Here is a 16,707-nt window from a genome sequence, read left to right as displayed (position 1 = left end):
ATTCAACCTTTGGTAGGGTGGCGATCGGGAAGTTGGATATTCGCGACCTGCTCGGCAATCGGAGCAGTCGAAAGTGGGTGATGCGTTGAGTCGGTGAATGCCTCCGGGTCGTCCACACGCTGCCACCCGCCTTTCACATAGACCTCGAGCCCGGCGAATTTCACCTTGTAGCCCATCTTGGGGCTGCCGGGGACCCAATAGCCCAGATATACATATGGCAGCCCGGCCTCGCGCGCGATGTCGATATGATCGAGGATCATATAGGTTCCCAGCGAGCTTTGCGGCTGGTTCGGGTCATAGAACGAATAGACCATGCTCAACCCGTCATCCAGAACATCGGTAAGGCTGACGGCGATCAGGTTTCCGGTCTTGGGGTCGGCGTATTCAACGACGCGGCTGCGGATCGGGGTCTCTTCGATCATCGCGGCGAATTCGAACACGTCCATATCCGCCATGCCGCCATCAGCGTGCCGTGTGTCCAGGTACCGCCGAAACAGCTCGTACTGGTCGTCGGTGGCCCAAGGTGAGGTCGCGCGTCGCTGAAGGTGCGCATTGCGCCGCGCCGCGCGTTTCTGGCTTTTGGTCGGAGAAAAGGCCGAGACGTCGATCCGGGCCGACAGGCAGGCCGCACAATCGGTGCAAGAGGGCCGGTACAGAACGTTTTGAGACCGGCGAAAACCCTGCTGCGACAGAGAGTTGTTCAGCTGATCCGCGCCTTCGCCCTGCAGGGCGGTGAACAGCTTACGCTCGATCCTGCCCTCGAGATAAGGGCAGGGCTGTGGTGCAGTCACATAGAACTGCGGCGCAATCGGCAGCGTGTGTCGCATGAAGGCCCCGTGTTTCCTCGGGGCCGATGATAGCAACCGTTTCTGGGGTCGCCAAGTCCCAGAAACGGGCCGTGTCAGGCGCGCTGGTTCAGCATCACGGTGCCGAGGAAGGCATCGGTCAGGCCCTGGTTGCGGGCACTGGTCAGCATCATGATGACCGAGATGATCTGCAGGATCGGAAACGCCATGCTGACAAAGTAGCCGGCTGTATGCGCGACGGCCTTGCCGGTATCCATGCGTTCGCCAAATGCGTCGCGCAGCTCGATTCCCATAAAGCGCATACCCAGCGTGGCAGACCCGTTTGCGATGGTGACAACGCGGTAGATGAAACTGACGACCGCATAGATCAGCGCGATGACGAACAGGCCCATGCCGAAGGTCAGCAGAATGGCAACCGTGCACAGCAGCGAAATGAAGGCGATATCAAACAGCCACGCGAAGAAACGTTTGATCGCCACGGATTTGTAGAAGTCCGGCTGACGATCCGGGTCGGGCAGATGAGACATGAAGGAATTTCCGGTCGGTTGTTGAGGTTTGCCCTGTCCCACAGAGAGGGGGCAGGGCGGTAGGGTATCAGGCGGTTTCGTCCTTGTCGTCCGCCGTATTCTCCTGAGCGCGTTCGTTCATGAACTGGTCGAACTCGGCCTTGTCCTTGGCTTCGCGCAGGCGGTGCAGGAAGGCTTCGAAATCCTGTTGTTCCCGTTCCAGGCGGGCCAGCGTGTCGGCCTTGTAGGCGTCGAATGCGCTGTTGCCCGAGGGCTTCATCGCGCTCATGTGACTGTGCCAGGAATGGCGGCGGCTGCAGGATTTGCTAAACATGCGTTTGCTCCAGATCATATAGGCCAGAAGGGCCAGGCCAACGGGCCAGAAGAAGATGAAACCAAGGACCATGGCAGCGATCCAGGCGCCTTTGCCCTTGTCGTCTAGCCAGGCCTCTGCACGGTGCAACCATCCCGGGTTGCGGGGGACGGCGTGTTCGGACAATGCGGTCATTTGGGCTCTCCAGGTTGATGTAAATTGTGTTCACATTGATCTAGATGGGGTGGCCCGGCCCGGATGCAAGGGGTGATGTGAAAAAGATTTACATTAAGTGCCCCGGTTGACGGCAGTTCTGATCCTGCGCAACGTGCGGGCATGAACACGCACAACGACAAGCCCGCCCCGACGCTTGAAGAAATCCTGAACCTGGAGCAGCAGGTCTGGACCGCTTTGGTCGAGGGTGATGCGCAGGCGGACCGGGCGTTGCTGAGCGCCGATTTTCTGGGCGTATACCCATCCGGTTTCGCCAATCGTGACGATCATGTGGGTCAGTTCGCAGACAGCCCGACCATGGAGTCATATGAGTTGAGCGCGGCGCAACTGCGCGTTTTGACATCGGATATCGTCCTGTTGTCCTACCGGGCGGACTATCAGCGGCCGGGTGCGTCCGCGCGCGAGGCGATGCTGATCTCATCGTTGTGGGAACGCCGGGATGATGGCTGGATCAATACCTTCAGCCAGGACACTCCAGTCGACGTTAACTGACCGGAATTCGCCCATGACCGACAATCTTACCATCCAACGCGTCCCGCGTCCCTACGACCCCGAATTGGGGCGAGAAGCCTGCGCCGCAGTGCCGGATCTGACCGCTGATCAGTCCGAACTGGTGACTGGTGCCGCAGGCAGCAGCCCGTACCTCAAGAGCTTGATCGACCGTGAGCGCAATTGGCTGGCCCCGGCGCTGGATCGGCCGCAGCACGCTCTTGCGCAGATCATGGACGACGCGTGCGCGTTGGCTCCTGACCAGTTGAAACCGGGTCTGAGGCAGGCAAAGCATCGGCTTGCCTTGCTGACGGCCCTGGCCGACCTTTCCGGAGCTTGGAACCTCGAGCAGGTCACGACGGCACTGACCGACTTTGCGGCGCTTGCCGTGGACATCGCGGCCAAGGCCGAGATCGCGGCGCTGATCCGGCGCAAGAAGCTGCCCGGCATGACCGAAGACGACGTCGAAACCGCCGCGGGGATGGTGATCCTGGCGATGGGCAAGATGGGTGCGCACGAACTGAACTACAGCTCGGATATCGACCTGATCGTGCTGTTCGACGAAACCCGGTACGATCCCGACGATTTCTATGAGGCGCGGCAGGGCATGGTGCGGGCCACGCGCAATTTCTGCGCTACGCTCAGCGACAAGACGGCCGATGGGTACGTGTTCCGCACCGATCTGCGCCTGCGCCCCGATCCTGCGGTCACCCCCGTCTGCATGGCGACCGAGGCGGCCGAGCGCTATTACGAAAGCCTGGGCCGCACATGGGAGCGTGCAGCCTATATCAAGGCCCGCCCTTGCGCCGGTGACATCGCCGCCGGGCAGCGGTTTCTGGAGACCCTGCGGCCCTTTGTCTGGCGCCGCCATCTGGATTTCGCCGCCATCCAGGACGCTCACGACATGCGCCTGCGCATCCGCGAGAACAAGGGCACCGGGGGGGCTCTGACGATCCCCGGCCATGACATGAAGCTGGGGCAGGGCGGCATTCGCGAAATCGAGTTCTTTACCCAGACCCGGCAATTGATCGCCGGGGGCCGTGACCCCGAACTGCGGGTGCGCGGCACGGTGCCAGGGCTGGCGGCGCTGGCGGCCAAGGACTGGGTGCCGCAGGACGTGTCCGACAAGCTGACCGACCATTACCGCGCCCATCGCGAGGTCGAGCACCGCATCCAGATGGTGCATGACGCGCAGACCCACAAGGTGCCGCAGTCGCCCGACGGGATCGAGCGCATCGCCTGCTTGATGGGCACCACCAGCGCCGAGCTGACGGCCGATCTGACCCGCCGCCTGACCGAGGTGCACGAGCTGACCGAGGGCTTTTTCGCGCCTGGCGCCGGTCCCGCGCCGACCGCAGCGCCCCCGGTCGAGTTCGACGCCGGCGTTCTGGCCCGGTGGACAACCTATCCCGCGCTGCGTTCGCAACGGGGCGCGCGCATTTTCGAGCGGCTCAAACCCGAATTGCTGGCCCGGCTGGCCAAGACCGCCCGTCCCGACGAGGCGCTGCTGGCGCTGGATGGGTTTCTGGCCGGATTGCCCGCTGGTGTGCAGCTGTTTTCGCTGTTCGAAGCCAACCCGCATCTGATCGACCTGCTGGTCGACATCGTCGGAACCTCGCATGCACTGGCCGCGCACCTGTCGCGCAATGCCCAGGTGTTCGACGCGGTGATCGGTGGCAGCTTCTTTGCCGATTGGCCCGGTCAGTCCGCCTTGCAGGCTGAACTGTCCCACGCGCTGGCGGCTGAGTCGGACTATGAAACGCAGCTGGATCTGGCGCGGCGCTGGTGCAAGGAATGGCATTTCCGTATCGGTGTGCACCACCTGCGCGGTCTGATCGACGGGTTGCAGGCCGGGCGGCAATACGCGGACCTCGCGCAGGTTGTCATCGCCGCGATCTTACCCTGCGTAGAGCAGCAGTTTTCGCAGAAGCACGGCTCCCCCCCAGGGCGTGGCGCTGTGGTGCTGGGCATGGGGTCGTTGGGGGCCGCTCGGCTGAATTCGCAATCCGATCTGGACATGATCGTGATCTACGACCCGCAAGCGGTGGACATGTCCGACGGCCCCAAGCCACTGGCCACGCGCACCTACTATGCGCGCTTTACGCAGGCGCTGATTACCGCCCTGTCGGCACCGATGGCGCAAGGACGGTTGTACGAGGTCGACATGCGACTGCGGCCGTCCGGCAATCAGGGGCCAGTCGCCACAAGCTGGGCCAGCTTCACTCATTACCAACAAGAGGAAGCCTGGGTTTGGGAGCATCTGGCCTTGACCCGCGCGCGCGCAGTTGCAGGCAACACGGATCTGGCAGACGATTTCGAAGCTTTCCGAACGCAGTTCCTGTCTCGCCCGCGCGACAAGGATCAAGCCCTGCGCGAAGTGTCCGACATGCGCGCACGCCTCGCGGCCGCGAAATCTCCCGCCGGTGTCTGGGATGTCAAGAATGGCCCCGGCCGTCTGCTGGATATCGAACTGATGGCCGAAACCGGCGCACTGTTGTCCGGCGCGCCACAGCGCGACGTCGACTCGGGCCTGGACGGGGCGGTCGCTGCGGGTCTTTTGGATGTCGCTCAGGCGCAGGTGTTGAAGGACGCATATGACCTATGCTGGTCGGTGCAATGCGCGGCGCGGCTACTGTCGGGCAAGGTGATCGAGGCCGACAAGACTGGGCAGGGGGGCACGGCCTTTCTGTGTCGGGCGACCGGGTTCGAGCAGGTCGAGCAGTTACAGTCCGCCTTGCAGGACAGCTATGCTGCCGCAGCCGAAGTGATCGGCGCGGTGATCGAGGAGAGTGCGGATGGCGCGCAGTGACGACCCGAACGACCCCAAGGGCCTGATCCGCGAGGCCTATCGCATCGACGGAATCACGCTGCCCGAGTGCCGCAGCATCTTTTTGGACTGGGCGCTCAGCCTGCCGGACGGGCGCGACCAGAAGCAGGCGCTGAGCGTACTGCATGTCGCCTATGCCGCACAGGATGCCGACCATCCCATGACACAGGTTCTGCGCGAAGGGCTGGACACCGCGCAGGCCCCGCGCCGGCGCGGCGGCTGGCGGGCGCGCCAACGCTGACGGATCGCCGGAGGGGCTTTTCTGCCCGCGAAATCGCGACTATGAGGGCGCCATGACCCAAGCCGACATGCCCGACCGCCCCAGAATCCGTTTGAAACCCAAAGCCAACGCGCGCGGTCTGCGCCACGGCTTTCCTTGGGTTTATGCCAATGACATCGTTACCGACCGGCGCACCCGCAAGATCGCGCCCGGCGCTCTGGCCGTGCTCGAGGACGACAAGCGTACCCCCATCGCGCTGGTGGCAGTGAACCCGGATTCCAAGATCATGTGCCGGGTGTTGGATCGCGACCTGTCGGCGCAGCTGGATGCCGCGTGGTTCGAAACCCGCCTGCGCCGCGCGCTCGACTTGCGTGAACGGCTGTTCGATGCGCCTTTTTATCGGCTGGTCCATGCCGAGGCCGACGGTTTTCCCGGTGTCATCATTGACCGGTTCGGAGACGCCTGCGTGATCCAGCCCAACGCCGCCTGGGCCGAGGCGCATCTGGACCTTCTGACCGACGCGCTGGTCGCGGTGACGGGGGTGACGACCGTGCTCAAGAATGCCTCGGGCCGCACCCGCGGGCTGGAAGGTCTGGATGACGTGAGCCAGTCTCTGCGCGGCACCGCGCCCGATGCCCCGCTGCCCGTTCCGATGAATGGCGCAACTTACATGGCCGACCTGACCGGAGGCCAGAAAACCGGCCTGTTTTATGACCAGCGCCCCAACCACGCCTTTGCCGCCCGGCTGGCGGGGCCCGGCACGCATGTGCTGGATGTGTTCAGCCACGTGGGCGGGTTTGGCCTGGCCATGCTGGCCGGTGGGGCAGATCATGCGCTGTCGGTCGATGGCTCGGCCGCCGCGTTGACTCTGGCCGAGCAGGGCGCCGCCGCATCGGACTTCGGTGACCGCTTTGAAACCCGACAGGGCGATGCCTTCGACGTTCTGACCCAGCTGGGTGAGGACGGTGCGCAGTTCGACGTGGTCATCTGCGATCCGCCGGCCTTTGCGCCGTCGAAACAGGCGCTGGATGCCGGGCTGCGGGCCTATGAGCGGATCGCCCGTCTGGCCGCGCCGCTTGTCAAACCGGGGGGGTATCTGGGCCTGTGTTCCTGCTCGCATGCCGCCGACCTGACCCGTTTTCGCGAGGCCTGCGCCCGCGGCATCGGCCGGGCCGGGCGTCAGGCGCAGATGATCCACACCGGCTTTGCCGGACCCGACCATCCGCAACTGCCGCAGCTGGCCGAGAGCGGCTATCTGAAATCCGCGTTCTACCGGCTGTGAAGGCGGTTCTTGACACCTGCGTCATCTATCCGACGGTGATGCGCGAGATGCTGCTGGGCGTGGCCACGCGGGGCCATTTCACCCCGCTCTGGTCGGCTCGCATCCTCGAGGAATGGGCCCGCGCCGCCCGCAAACTCGGACCCGAGGGCGAGGCGCAGGCCCGGGCCGAAATCGCGCTGGTGCAGGCACATTGGCCGCAGGCCGAACGCCCCGAGGCACCCGGCCTCGAACAGCGACTCTGGCTGCCCGATCCGGCCGACACCCATGTGCTGGCCACCGCGGTCGCCGCTTCGGCCGACACGATCATCACCGTGAATGCCAAAGACTTTCCAAGGAATATTCTGGCGGAAGAGGGCCTTGCGCGTATCGACCCCGACAGCTTCCTTCACGGCATCTGGCAGAGTGACCCGAGCAGTGTCGAAGAGATGGCTCAATCGGTCCTGACCGAAGCCAACCGTCTGTCGGGCGACAGATGGACTCTGCGCGCATTGATGAAAAAAGCCCGCCTGCCGCGTCTCGGCAAGGCTTTGGCGGCCTGACCTCTTCCCCTGGCTCCAAATATCGCGAGAGTGTGGCCTCTCGCACTCTGACCCTCAGCCACGCTCCCAACGTTGTTCAAGGGCCTCCAGCGCGGCAATCCGCTCGTCCGTCTTGGGATGGCTCATCAGCCAGGCCGGAACCACGCCCGCCCGCTGCTGGGTCAGATCCTCAAGCTTGTGAAACAGGGATTTCTGCGGCCCGATCCCGATTCCGGCCTTGGTCAGCAGGGCGGCTGCGTATTCGTCCGCCTCGTATTCGTCCGCCCGCGACAGGCGCGAGGCCAGCAGCGCGGTCAGCGCATTTGCGATCCACGCGCCGATGAAGGGAATGAACCGGTTGAGCAGCATCATCAGCGCCGCCCGCATCGCGTTCTGACCGGAAAAATCGATCATCCGCCGCCGGGCGTGGCCCAGCGCAACATGTCCCAGCTCGTGCGCGATGACGCTGGCCATCTCCTCGGCTGAGACCTCGCCGTTGCGGAACTTGCGATAGAAGCCTCGGGTGATGAAAATGCGCCCGTCCGGTGCGGCCAGCCCGTTCACCGGGTCGATTTCATAGATATAGACCGGCACGCGCGCCACATCCAAGGCGGCGGCCAGGCGGTCGGTCATACGCTTCAACTCGGGATCAGCCAGTTCGGTCGACTTCGCATCCAGCTCGCGATGGGTGCGCCAGACGGAAATCCGATACATCACAATGGCATAGGCGATCGCCAGCAGAATTGGGGTCAGACGCAACATATCTCAGATATGGGCGGATCGGGATGCGGGGGCAAGTCGTTCCTCATCACTTTCGGGCAACATGGGCGACCTGGGGCAGTTCGTGAGACGGAAATCGCGCGGCGTCAGATCGCAGTTTCCATATTTCAAAGGTTGAAATGAAGGCAAAAGCCTTCTAGGGCACGGCGCACGCTGTGCGAGCGCGCGCTATGCAAGAGGGACAAATGGCCAACAATGATTTAGAAGCCCGGCACCTTGAAACACTGGATCGTGACCTGCGGCGGTTTTCCCGCCTCGAGGTTGCAACGGCGCAGGTCGGGCGGCCGTTCGTCGGATCGGGCATCGCCTTCGTGTTCATCGTGATCGCCGGGATCACGGCTGCTTTGTTGTTCGGACAGGCCAGCAACACGATGATCGTCGTGATTGCGGCCATGTTCGGAGCCTACATGGCGCTCAACATCGGGGCGAACGATGTGGCCAACAACATGGCCCCGGCGGTGGGCGCGAACACCCTGACCATGGGCGGCGCCATCGCGATTGCCGCAGTTTTCGAAAGCGCCGGCGCCCTGATCGCGGGTGGAGACGTGGTCTCGACCATCGCCAAGGGCATCATCAATACCGAAAGCATGGGAACGGCAACCGTCTTCATCTGGGCCATGATGGCCGCGCTGTTGTCTGCTGCGCTTTGGATCAACCTGGCCACCTGGGTTGGCGCTCCGGTCTCGACCACGCATTCGGTCGTGGGGGGCGTCATGGGGGCAGGGATCGCGGCGGCGGGGTTCGGCGCGGTCAGCTGGGTCAAGATGAGCCAGATCGCTGCAAGCTGGGTCATCTCGCCGCTTCTGGGCGGCATCATCGCCGCCGGATTCCTGTGGTTCATCAAGGCGCGGATCATCTACCAGGACGACAAGATCGCCGCTGCGCGCAAATGGGTTCCAGTTCTGGTCGGCATCATGGCCGGGGCGTTTGCCTCGTACCTTGCGCTGAAAGGCCTGAAACACCTGTTCAAGATCAACCTGCAGACGGCCCTGGTGATCGGTCTGGTCAGCGGAGTGCTGATCTGGATGGTGACGATTCCTGTCATTCGCCGTCAGGCCGAAGGGCTGGAGAACCGCAACAAGTCGCTGAAGATCCTGTTCGGCATCCCGCTGATCATTTCGGCGGCGCTGCTCAGCTTTGCGCATGGGGCCAATGACGTGGCAAATGCCGTCGGACCTCTGGCCGCCATCGTTCAGGCTTCGGCGGTGGGTGATTTCACCCATGCGGTGAACATTCCGCCCTGGGTCATGATCATCGGCGCCTTCGGCATTTCGTTCGGTCTGTTCTTGTTCGGGCCCAAGCTGATCCGGGTGGTCGGCAGCCAGATCACCAAGCTGAACCCGATGCGCGCCTATTGTGTGGCGCTGTCGGCGGCGATCACCGTGATCGTGGCCAGCTGGCTTGGCCTGCCGGTCAGTTCGACCCACATCGCCGTGGGCGCAGTGTTCGGTGTCGGGTTCTTCCGGGAATGGGACGCCGAGCGGCGCCTGATCAAGGCGCGCGGCGCTGTGCCGGAACGCCCGGTGTTGGCCCCCGAAGAGCGCCGCCGCCGCAAGCTGGTGCGCCGGTCGCATTTCCTGACGATCATCGCGGCCTGGGTGATCACCGTGCCCGCGGCGGCCCTGCTGTCAGGTCTGCTGTTCCTGGGAATTCAGGCAATCGCCGGATAAAAGCAAAGCCGGGCTGGCGCTATCGCGTCAGCTCGCGCATGCCGCGTTCCAGCCCGGCCAGCGTCATCGGCACCATCCGGTCTTCGAAGATCTCGCGGATCATGCCGATGGAATGGGTGTATTCCCAGTATTTCTCGGGCACCGGGTTGATCCACAGGTTCGACGTCCACTGTTCGCGCGCGCGCTGCAGCCAGACCTGACCGGCCTCGGCGTTCCAGTGCTCGTTGGCGCCGCCGGGATAGGCGATCTCGTAAGGCGACATCGACGCATCACCCACGAAGATGCACTTGTAGTCGGGGCCGTAGGTCCGCAGCACCTCATGCGTGGGGGTCTGCGCATCCCACCGGCGGCGATTGTCGCGCCAGACGCCTTCGTACAGGCAGTTGTGGAAATAGAAATATTCCAGGTGCTTGAACTCGGACCGCGCGGCCGAGAACAATTCCTCGACCACCTTGATATGCGGGTCCATCGAGCCGCCCACATCGAGAAACAGCAGCACCTTGACCGCATTGTGCCGTTCGGGCCGGGTCTTAACGTCCAGGTATCCGTGCTCGGCCGTGGCGCGGATGGTGCCGTCGAGGTCCAGTTCTTCGGCGGCGCCCTCACGGGCCCAGCGGCGCAGGCGTTTCAGCGCGACCTTGATGTTGCGGGTGCCAAGTTCGACCGTGTCGTCCAGATTGCGGAACTCGCGCTTATCCCAGACCTTGACCGCGCGCTGGTGGCGGCTTTCCTTCTGGCCGATGCGCACGCCCTCGGGATTGTAGCCGTAAGCGCCGAAGGGCGAGGTGCCCGCCGTTCCGATCCACTTGTTGCCGCCCTGGTGGCGGCCTTGCTGATCCTCCAGCCGCTCGCGCAGCGTCTCCATCAGCTTGTCGAAACCGCCAAGCGCTTCGATCTCGGCCTTTTCCTCGTCTGACAGGTGCTTCTCGGCCATCTTGGCCAGCCACTCGGCCGGGATGTCCACGGCCTCGAGCACCTGATCGAAGGTGATCTCGGACAGCCCTTCGAAGCTGGCGGCAAAGGCGCGATCGAACTTGTCGATGTTGCGCTCGTCCTTCACCATCGAGACACGGGCGAGGTAGTAGAACGCCTCGATGTCGTAGGTTGCCAGCCCCTTTTTCATCCCCTCCAGAAAAGTCAGGTATTCCCGCAACGAGACGGGGATGCCGGCTTTTCTGAGGTTTTCGAAAAAGGGGATGAACATCGGCTCAGCCTATCACCCGCACCAGAACAAGCGAAATGGCCAGTCCCGCCAATGCAAATGCAATGCCGTAGCCGGCTGCATATTGGGCGATGTCCGCGCCGCTGCCTTTGCGTTTTCGTGCCGTCAGCGCGCCCAGAGCCGCCCCCAGGACCGCCATTCCCACAACCACTAGCATGTGTTCGTCATCCGCCTTTTGCGATGTTACGGGGCCCCCAGCGCGACGTCCTGCATCAACGTGCTGACCACCAATTCCGAGCCAAACCCGTAGCGCGCCCACCCCAGACTGTCCAGTCTGACGGAGCGTGCCTGTTCGGGTTTGCCGGCCTGCTTCAGGGCCTCGGCCTTCAGCAGCAGCAGCGTCGCCAACATCGAGGCGTTTTCGGCCCGCGTCATCGTCGCGATGGCCCGGTCGAGGTCCGGCAGGGCTTCGGGGCCGCGCCCCTGGGTCAGCGCATAGGCCGCCGTCTGAACCGTGATATGCGCGCGTTGAAGCTCGGTTCCAGGGGTCGCGCGCAGGTATTGCAGAGCGATGGCATATTCGCGCTGCGCTTCCTCGGGGGCGTCGAATTCACCCAAACGGGCCTTCAGATAATGGGGGTACGCCCGGCGGTGATCGGTCCAACCTTGCTCTCGGCCGATCCGCATCGCGCGGTCGATGGCCCGCATTTGCCGCGGCGAGGCTCGGCCCTTGCCGACCGCCAGTTGCACGGCGTCGATCCATTCACGCGGGGTCTCCGAGATTGGCTGGACGGGCAGATTGGCGCCGCGCGGGTTCAGGCGGGCGATGACCCCGGGTATGACCTGCGCCACCTGTTCCCGGGTCATGCCGGTCTGAAGCTCCGGCACATAGGTCGCGCGCAGGATCAGCATGTCGAACCCGGTCAGGACAGTGTGGAAATTATCGTCGTTGAAGACCGAATCCGGCAGGCGGTACATGTCGTTCAGAGGCCCGATCGCCTGTGCAAGTTCTTCGTGAAGGCAATCCCGCATTTCCTGGGGACTGACATCGTTGGGAATGAAGATCGCCAATCGCTCGCGGCTGCGCAGTGCGCGCCAACTGCTTTTGGTCTTGCGCTTGTCGCGATTGTATTCCTCGAGGCTGGACGCGTTGGGCACGACGAAACACGCGGCCTGCGGCAGCAGCCGCTGGATCTGGCGCTGGGTCACTGCTTCGATCGTGATGTTGGCCTGCCCATCGTTGATCTGGCGGATGTCGATCCGGGCTTCGCGCTGCAGTCTGGTCAGCAGACGCGTCAGGTCGGATTGCATCGTGGGGGCAGGGGCGCCCGTCAGCCGAACTGTGATCGGACCCTCGAACCGCGTGAACACCGGCAGAGCAGTGCCACTTTCCAGCGAGAAATGCAGCTCCACGAAATCCGCCGCGATGTTCGTATTCGACCGGGCCGGCGGGAAAGGACGTGGCGTGCCGAAGGCCTGAGTCACCGGTGCCGCGGCCTCGGTCACCTTGATTTCATCGGGCAACTCAATCCGGTCGACCGAACTGCAGCCGGCAAGGACAAAGCCAAGAAATATGCCAGCAAGACGTTTCATGGACGCCGATACTTGAGGAAAGGCGTCAGTTGGCCGACGCGGTCATAAAGCTGGCGCGCCGTATGGTTGAACTCTTGCGTCAACCAATAGACATCGGGCGCGCCTTTTCGATCGGCTTCGGCATAGACGGCCTCGATCAACGCTCGACCGACACCGGTGCCGCGTACATGCGGGCTGGCATAGAGATCCTGCAGATAGCAGACGTTTTCGATCTTCCAAGCATGGCGGTGAAACAGGAAGTGGGTCAGCCCGATCAATTCGCCGTCCAACTCGGCCACAAGGCATGAAAAGTCCTGCGGATCATCCCCCAGCAGGCGCGCAAACGTGCTGTCGTAGACCTCGTCGGGCAAGACCGTTTCGTAGAATTCAAGATATGCCCGCCACAACAAGTCCCAGCTCGGCCGGTCTTCGGGCTTGAGGGGGCGAATGCGCGGCGCTTGGGTCAATTCGGGCGGTCCTGCTCTTCAGCGTGCTCGGTGTCGTGTTCTTTGATCTTTGTTGCAGCAATGCTGGCATCAGGCTTGCCGCAAGGCAAGCCGTGATCACCAAGTATTCATGAATGGGCGGGCTTCAGCGCTTGGCGCGCGCCATGAAGGCCAGCCGTTCGAACAGATGCACGTCCTGCTCGTTCTTAAGCAATGCCCCGTGCAGCTTGGGCAGGGCATTTACCCCGTCGCGTTTCAGGTCCTCGGCATCCAGATCCTCAGCCAGGAGCAGCTTGAGCCAGTCCAGCACCTCGGAGGTCGAGGGTTTTTTCTTCAGCCCCTGCGTCTCGCGAATTTCGTAGAACTGGGTCAGGGCGGTGGTCAGCAACGCCTCTTTGATGCCTGGGTGATGCACTTCGACGATGCGACGCATCGTAGCCTCGTCGGGGAAGCGGATGTAGTGGAAGAAACAGCGGCGCAGGAAAGCGTCTGGCAGTTCCTTTTCATTGTTCGAGGTGATGATCACGATGGGGCGGTGTTTGGCCCGGATCGTTTCGCCGGTCTCGTAGACATGGAACTCCATCTTGTCGAGCTCCTGCAGCAGGTCGTTGGGGAACTCGATATCGGCTTTGTCGATCTCGTCGATCAACAGCACGACCTTTTCATCGGCGTCGAAGGCCTGCCACAGCTTGCCTTTGCGGATATAGTTCGAAACGTCGTGCACACGTTCGTCGCCCAGCTGGCTGTCTCGCAGACGGCTGACGGCGTCATATTCGTAAAGACCCTGCTGCGCGCGGGTGGTCGACTTGACGTTCCACTCGATCATCCTGAGACCCAGCGCGCCGGCGACCTGTTTGGCCAGTTCGGTTTTGCCCGTTCCGGGTTCACCCTTGACCAGCAGTGGTCGTTCCAGCGTGACGGCTGCGTTTACGGCAATGGTCAGGTCGTCGGTGGCAACGTATTCGGCTGTGCCTTTGAAACGTGCGGTCATGGGGCCCTCGTATGATGGTCGCAGCAACAGGAGACGGGAACCGGGTTACCTAGGGCGGGGCCGAATGACAAGCCGGGCCGCAGCGTCGCGGGCTGCCAACGACGGGCGCGAGGGACGAATCGCACCGATTCCATCATCCGCTCAAGGGTGTTCTGCCGCAAAATGGTCCTTTCGCTTTCACAGAATGGCGACGATTTGGTGTCCAAAGTCTCATATTTATACCGGTTCTCATAACGGCGCGTCGGGGTTGCGTTTGGATAGTGACATTCCCCGTCCCGTCAGTTAAACGCTGCGCAGAAGGGGGTGCCAAATGTCAGGCGACACGACCGCAAAAGACGTTTCTGGCCATACCGAGGGAGCCAATATGAAGCAGGAAGTTTTTCTGCCGGAGGACTATCGTCCGGCCGAAGATGAACCTTTCATGAATGAACGCCAGCTTGAGTATTTCCGCCGCAAGCTGCTGAACTGGAAACACGAACTTTTGGCAGGCAGCCGGGACACGATCGAGGGGCTGCAGGACAGCACCCGTAACATTCCCGACGTTGCAGACCGCGCCAGCGAGGAAACCGACCGTGCGCTGGAACTGCGCACCCGGGACCGCCAGCGCAAACTGGTTGCCAAGATCGACGCCGCTCTGCGCCGGATCGACGAGGGCGAATACGGTTACTGCGAAAAAACCGGCGACCCGATCTCGCTCAAGCGTCTGGATGCGCGTCCGATCGCGACCATGACGCTGGAAGCGCAAGAGCGTCACGAGCGTCGCGAAAAAGTGCACCGCGACGATTGATCGCTGGGTTCTTTCAAAAAAGACATGCGCCGGGGCCTGTGGCTCCGGCCTTTTTGCGTTAGGCCCGTGTCATGAAGATCGACGGTTTGCAGATTTGTGTCATCGGCGGCGGGATCGGCGGAATGGCCGCTGCGCTGGCCTTGCAGCAACGCGGTGCACGGGTGACCGTGCTCGAGCAGGCCGAGGCCTTGACCGAGGTCGGGGCCGGTTTGCAAATCAGCGCCAACGGCATGGCAGTCCTGCGTGCGCTGGGTGTCGTGGATGATCCCGGTCGGGTCGCACAACTCTCTCACGGCACTCTTCTGCGCGATTATCGGCGGGGCCGCGTCGTTAGCCGCCTTCCGGCACCTTCGGCCGGACCCACGTGGTATTTCCATCGCGCTGACCTTCTGGATGTGTTGCAAAAGGCGGCCGAGCGCGCAGGGGTGTCGATCAGGCTGAATGCCCGCGTCACCAATGTTCGGAAGCATCCAGCCGAAGCCGAGATTGCGCTGCAGGATGGAACCCGGCTGCGCGCGGAGTTCGCCGTTGCAGCGGATGGAGGGCGCAGCGGTATCCGGCCCACCCTGAACGGAACCGAAGCGCCCGCATTCACGCATCAGGTGGCTTGGCGGGCAACGGTGCCCTGGACCGACCACGAAGCCGAGCCCATGGCATCGCTGACGATGGGCCCCGGGCGTCATGTCGTGACCTATTCGCTGCGAAAGCAGTCCATGTTTAACATCGTGGCCGTAGAAGGGCGGTCCGACTGGCGGGAGGAGGGCTGGCGCCTGCGCGGTGACCCCGAGGACCTGCGGGCGCGTTTTGCCGATTTCGGCGGTCCTGCAGGTGCCGCGCTTGCGCAGGTGCAAGATGTTCACCTTTGGGCTTTGTTTCTGCGCCCGGTGGCACAGAAATGGCAGAATGGTCGCGTTGCCCTTTTGGGGGACGCCGCGCATCCCACATTGCCGTTTATGGCTCAAGGGGCGTGCCTCGCCCTTGAGGATGCTTGGATCCTGGCCCGATCTTTTGACGAACAGTCGGGTGTCCGCCGCGCACTCGAAGCCTATGAAATCACGAGAAAAACCCGCGCGCGCAAGGTGGTCGCAGCTGCCGGTGCCAACGCGCGGAACTTTCATTTGCGCGGTCCCGCACGACTGGCCGCGCAGGCGGCCTTGGCCCTGATCGGTCCGCGCCTGACGCGTCGATACGACTGGATCTACGATTACGACCCGACGGCCTGACGAGTCAGATGTCGAGGTCCACCCAAACAGGGACGTGATCGGACGGTTTTTCATGTCCGCGCACTGCGGCGTCGATCTGGCAATCGCGCATCAGGTCCGCCGCTTGTGGTGTCAGAAGGAAGTGGTCAATGCGAATGCCGTCATTCCGGTTCCACGCGCCGGCCTGATAATCCCAGAACGAATAGTGGCCCGGGCCTTGCGTCCGCGCACGGAATGCTTCGGTGAAGCCAAGGTTCAGAACCTTGCGAAACGCCGCGCGGCTTTCCGGCCGAAACAGGGCGTCTTCGCGCCAGGCCTCCGGGCGTTTCGCGTCCTCGGCTTGCGGAATGATGTTGTAGTCCCCGGCCATGAGGGCCGGCTCTTCCGTGGCCAGAAGATCGCGGGCGCGCTCGTACAGCCGTTCCATCCAGGCAAGCTTGTAGTCGAATTTCGGCCCCGGAGCAGGGTTCCCGTTGGGAAGATAAAGCCCGCAAATCCGCAGCGCCCGCTTGCCGATGACGGTTGCTTCGATCCATCGCGCCTGCTCGTCCTCTTCATCCCCAGGCAGCCCGCGCGAGACGTCTTCGAGCGGATACTTCGAAAGTATCGCCACGCCGTTGAAGCTTTTCTGACCATGGGTTTCGACGTTGTACCCGCGTTCCTCAAAGATCTCGCGGGGAAAGTTTTCGTCGACGGATTTGATTTCCTGCAGCAGGACCACATCGGGCTGGGCTTCGTCCAACCAGCGGGGCAGAGCCTCGGCCCGCGCCTTGATGCCGTTGATGTTGAATGTTGCGATTTTCATCCCGGTCCCTCCGAAGCTCTGCCGAAACCTATCGCCCAGAACGGAGGCCATCACAAGGTGGCAGTCAGGTCTGCCGCGGGCACCGGGGGCGTTTGGG

Annotated in this window: 18 protein-coding genes; 8 read left to right on the top strand and 10 right to left on the bottom strand. The window is 62.9% G+C overall.

What is annotated here, in order from left to right; all coding sequences use genetic code 11:
- Positions 1-2: 2 nt before the first annotated feature.
- From K3752_RS09810 to K3752_RS09800, 3 genes are all read right to left on the bottom strand, one after another.
- Positions 3-827, bottom strand: a complete 825-nt coding sequence (locus K3752_RS09810) for an arginyltransferase (protein WP_093962342.1) — start codon at positions 825-827, stop codon at positions 3-5.
- Positions 828-901: 74 nt separating this feature from the next.
- Positions 902-1,333, bottom strand: a complete 432-nt coding sequence (locus tag K3752_RS09805) for an RDD family protein (protein WP_093962341.1) — start codon at positions 1,331-1,333, stop codon at positions 902-904.
- Between the two features lie 67 nt (positions 1,334-1,400).
- Positions 1,401-1,820: a DUF2852 domain-containing protein gene (locus tag K3752_RS09800; RefSeq protein WP_170338185.1), complete on the bottom strand. Its 420-nt coding sequence runs from the start codon at positions 1,818-1,820 to the stop codon at positions 1,401-1,403.
- A 141-nt stretch (positions 1,821-1,961) separates the two neighbouring features.
- Between K3752_RS09800 and K3752_RS09795 the strand changes: the two genes are divergently transcribed.
- The 5 genes from K3752_RS09795 to K3752_RS09775 are packed head-to-tail and all read left to right on the top strand — an operon-like array spanning position 1,962 to position 7,216.
- On the top strand, positions 1,962-2,351 hold the full coding sequence (locus K3752_RS09795) for a nuclear transport factor 2 family protein (protein WP_170363276.1): 390 nt from the start codon (positions 1,962-1,964) through the stop codon (positions 2,349-2,351).
- Between the two features lie 13 nt (positions 2,352-2,364).
- Positions 2,365-5,157, top strand: a complete 2,793-nt coding sequence (locus tag K3752_RS09790; protein ID WP_260063132.1) for a glutamine-synthetase adenylyltransferase — start codon at positions 2,365-2,367, stop codon at positions 5,155-5,157.
- A complete protein-coding gene (locus tag K3752_RS09785) occupies positions 5,144-5,416 on the top strand; it encodes a hypothetical protein (RefSeq protein ID WP_222456802.1) in 273 nt (90 codons plus the stop codon). The genes K3752_RS09790 and K3752_RS09785 overlap by 14 nt, the downstream gene beginning before the upstream one ends.
- 52 nt (positions 5,417-5,468) lie before the next feature.
- On the top strand, positions 5,469-6,677 hold the full coding sequence (locus tag K3752_RS09780) for an RSP_2647 family RNA methyltransferase (RefSeq protein ID WP_260063130.1): 1,209 nt from the start codon (positions 5,469-5,471) through the stop codon (positions 6,675-6,677).
- Complete coding sequence (locus K3752_RS09775) at positions 6,674-7,216, top strand: RSP_2648 family PIN domain-containing protein (protein ID WP_170338194.1); 543 nt, start codon at positions 6,674-6,676, stop codon at positions 7,214-7,216. Before K3752_RS09780 ends, K3752_RS09775 begins: the two co-directional genes overlap by 4 nt.
- A gap of 54 nt (positions 7,217-7,270) precedes the next feature.
- On the opposite strand, the gene K3752_RS09770 is transcribed toward K3752_RS09775, so the two are convergent.
- A complete protein-coding gene (locus tag K3752_RS09770; RefSeq protein WP_093962334.1) occupies positions 7,271-7,957 on the bottom strand; it encodes a M48 family metallopeptidase in 687 nt (228 codons plus the stop codon).
- Between the two features lie 203 nt (positions 7,958-8,160).
- On the opposite strand from K3752_RS09770, the gene K3752_RS09765 reads away from it, so the two are divergent.
- The gene (locus tag K3752_RS09765; RefSeq protein WP_170358865.1) at positions 8,161-9,645 is read left to right on the top strand and encodes an inorganic phosphate transporter; all 1,485 of its coding nucleotides are present in this window, start codon (positions 8,161-8,163) and stop codon (positions 9,643-9,645) included.
- 19 nt (positions 9,646-9,664) lie between these two features.
- Here K3752_RS09765 and K3752_RS09760 read toward each other — a convergent pair whose 3' ends face one another.
- The 5 genes from K3752_RS09760 to K3752_RS09740 all read right to left on the bottom strand — a co-directional run bounded on the left by K3752_RS09760 (position 9,665) and on the right by K3752_RS09740 (position 13,816).
- Complete coding sequence (locus tag K3752_RS09760) at positions 9,665-10,849, bottom strand: VWA domain-containing protein (RefSeq protein WP_260063129.1); 1,185 nt, start codon at positions 10,847-10,849, stop codon at positions 9,665-9,667.
- 4 nt (positions 10,850-10,853) lie between these two features.
- Positions 10,854-11,024 carry a hypothetical protein gene (locus K3752_RS09755; protein WP_170338198.1) on the bottom strand — a complete coding sequence of 57 codons (171 nt, stop codon included), beginning with the start codon at positions 11,022-11,024 and terminating at the stop codon, positions 10,854-10,856.
- Positions 11,025-11,050: 26 nt separating this feature from the next.
- Entirely contained in the window at positions 11,051-12,400 is a 1,350-nt protein-coding gene (locus K3752_RS09750; protein WP_260063128.1) for a DUF2927 domain-containing protein, read from the bottom strand.
- Positions 12,397-12,846 carry a GNAT family N-acetyltransferase gene (locus K3752_RS09745; protein WP_170338202.1) on the bottom strand — a complete coding sequence of 150 codons (450 nt, stop codon included), beginning with the start codon at positions 12,844-12,846 and terminating at the stop codon, positions 12,397-12,399. Before K3752_RS09745 ends, K3752_RS09750 begins: the two co-directional genes overlap by 4 nt.
- 124 nt (positions 12,847-12,970) lie before the next feature.
- The gene (locus K3752_RS09740) at positions 12,971-13,816 is read right to left on the bottom strand and encodes a MoxR family ATPase (protein ID WP_093962329.1); all 846 of its coding nucleotides are present in this window, start codon (positions 13,814-13,816) and stop codon (positions 12,971-12,973) included.
- 364 nt (positions 13,817-14,180) lie between these two features.
- Here K3752_RS09740 and dksA point away from each other — a divergent pair, with 364 nt between their 5' ends.
- Entirely contained in the window at positions 14,181-14,603 is a 423-nt protein-coding gene (gene dksA / locus K3752_RS09735) for an RNA polymerase-binding protein DksA (RefSeq protein WP_170358872.1), read from the top strand.
- A 71-nt stretch (positions 14,604-14,674) separates the two neighbouring features.
- A complete protein-coding gene (locus K3752_RS09730; RefSeq protein ID WP_260063127.1) occupies positions 14,675-15,826 on the top strand; it encodes an FAD-dependent oxidoreductase in 1,152 nt (383 codons plus the stop codon).
- Between the two features lie 4 nt (positions 15,827-15,830).
- On the opposite strand, the gene xth is transcribed toward K3752_RS09730, so the two are convergent.
- The gene (gene xth / locus K3752_RS09725) at positions 15,831-16,610 is read right to left on the bottom strand and encodes an exodeoxyribonuclease III (RefSeq protein ID WP_170338208.1); all 780 of its coding nucleotides are present in this window, start codon (positions 16,608-16,610) and stop codon (positions 15,831-15,833) included.
- Between the last annotated feature and the right edge of the window lie 97 nt (positions 16,611-16,707).

This window comes from Ruegeria sp. B32 (assembly GCF_025141855.1).
GTDB classification, from domain to species: domain Bacteria; phylum Pseudomonadota; class Alphaproteobacteria; order Rhodobacterales; family Rhodobacteraceae; genus Ruegeria; species Ruegeria arenilitoris.
This window is presented reverse-complemented; position numbering and strand designations above follow the sequence as displayed.